This is a genomic window from Christensenella hongkongensis, from assembly GCF_000981035.1.
Classification (GTDB): Bacteria; Bacillota; Clostridia; order Christensenellales; family Christensenellaceae; genus Christensenella; species Christensenella hongkongensis.
This window is the reverse complement of sequence record NZ_LAYJ01000016.1, coordinates 1-1,761: the sequence shown is the minus strand read 5'-3', so window position 1 is coordinate 1,761 and position 1,761 is coordinate 1. Positions and strand designations below refer to the sequence as shown.

The following is a 1,761-nucleotide window of genomic DNA, read 5'->3' as shown; positions in this document are numbered from 1 at the left end:
CCTGCTGAGCTATGAGCCCATTTTGTTATTGCATTCGGTGTCTCCCGCTTTCCCACTCTTGGTGGAGATGAGCGGAATCGAACCGCTGACCCCCTGCTTGCAAGGCAGGTGCTCTCCCAGCTGAGCTACACCCCCATTTTAAATCACATACATCTCTGTATGTGCTCTAAAAGGCTTGTATGCAGTTCTTTTCCCTTAAAAACAACAGTACCGAAAAGAAAATCCTCTACTCACTTTGTCCTCATCGTCTTTTCTTCTTACACCCTAGAAAGGAGGTGATCCAGCCGCACCTTCCGATACGGCTACCTTGTTACGACTTCACCCCAGTCATTGATCTCACCTTCGACAGCTCTCTCCTTACGGTTAAGCCACTGGCTTCGGGTGCTCCCAACTTCCGTGGTGTGACGGGCGGTGTGTACAAGGCCCGGGAACGCATTCACCGCGACATGCTGATTCGCGATTACTAGCAACTCCGACTTCATGTGGGCGGGTTGCAGCCCACAATCCGAACTGGGGCCGGCTTTTTGAGATTCGCTTACTCTTACGAGGTCGCTGCCCTTTGTACCGGCCATTGTAGCACGTGTGTAGCCCAAGACATAAGGGGCATGATGATTTGACGTCGTCCCCACCTTCCTCCGAGTTGTCCCCGGCAGTCTCACTAGAGTTCCCACCTTTACGTGCTGGCAACTAGCAACAAGGGTTGCGCTCGTTGCGGGACTTAACCCAACATCTCACGACACGAGCTGACGACAACCATGCACCACCTGTCTCTCTGCCCCGAAGGGAACATATATCTCTATATGCGTCAGAGGATGTCAAGCCTTGGTAAGGTTCTTCGCGTTGCTTCGAATTAAACCACATGCTCCGCTGCTTGTGCGGGCCCCCGTCAATTCCTTTGAGTTTCAACCTTGCGATCGTACTCCCCAGGCGGGATACTTAATGCGTTAGCTTCGGCACGGAGGACTATCGCCCCCCACACCTAGTATCCATCGTTTACGGCGTGGACTACCAGGGTATCTAATCCTGTTTGCTCCCCACGCTTTCGTGCCTCAGTGTCAGTTACAGTCCAGAAAGTCGCCTTCGCCACTGGTGTTCCTCCTAATATCTACGCATTTCACCGCTACACTAGGAATTCCACTTCCCTCTCCTGTACTCAAGCCACACAGTTTCAAGTGCAACCCCGGGGTTGAGCCCCGGTCTTTCACACCTGACTTACATGGCCACCTACGCACCCTTTACGCCCAGTAATTCCGGACAACGCTTGCTCCCTACGTATTACCGCGGCTGCTGGCACGTAGTTAGCCGGAGCTTCCTCCTATGGTACCGTCATTTTTTTCGTCCCATAGGACAAAAGTTTACAACCCGAAGGCCTTCTTCCTTCACGCGGCGTTGCTGGGTCAGGGTTTCCCCCATTGCCCAATATTCCCCACTGCTGCCTCCCGTAGGAGTTTGGACCGTTTCTCAGTTCCAATGTGGCCGATCACCCTCTCAGGTCGGCTACCCATCGTTGACTTGGTGGGCCGTTACCTCACCAACTATCTAATGGGACGCGAGCTCATCCTGCATCGAATGAATCCTTTTACCTCTAAACCATGCGGTTTCGTGGTCTTATGCGGTATTAGCAGTCGTTTCCAACTGTTGTCCCCCATTGCAGGGCAGATTGCTCACGCGTTACTCACCCGTCCGCCACTAAGTATACTCACAGTTCCACCCGAGGGCTTCCCAAAGAGCAACTTCGTTCGACTTGCATGTGTTAAGCAC

Annotated in this window: 1 tRNA gene and 1 rRNA gene; both read right to left on the bottom strand. The window is 53.0% G+C overall.

Features of this window, described 5'->3' with window-relative positions:
- Window positions 1-59: 59 nt before the first annotated feature.
- A tRNA-Ala gene (locus CHK_RS00400) sits at window positions 60-135 on the bottom strand.
- A gap of 133 nt (window positions 136-268) precedes the next feature.
- Window positions 269-1,761, bottom strand: a 16S ribosomal RNA gene (locus tag CHK_RS00395); the annotation flags it as partial.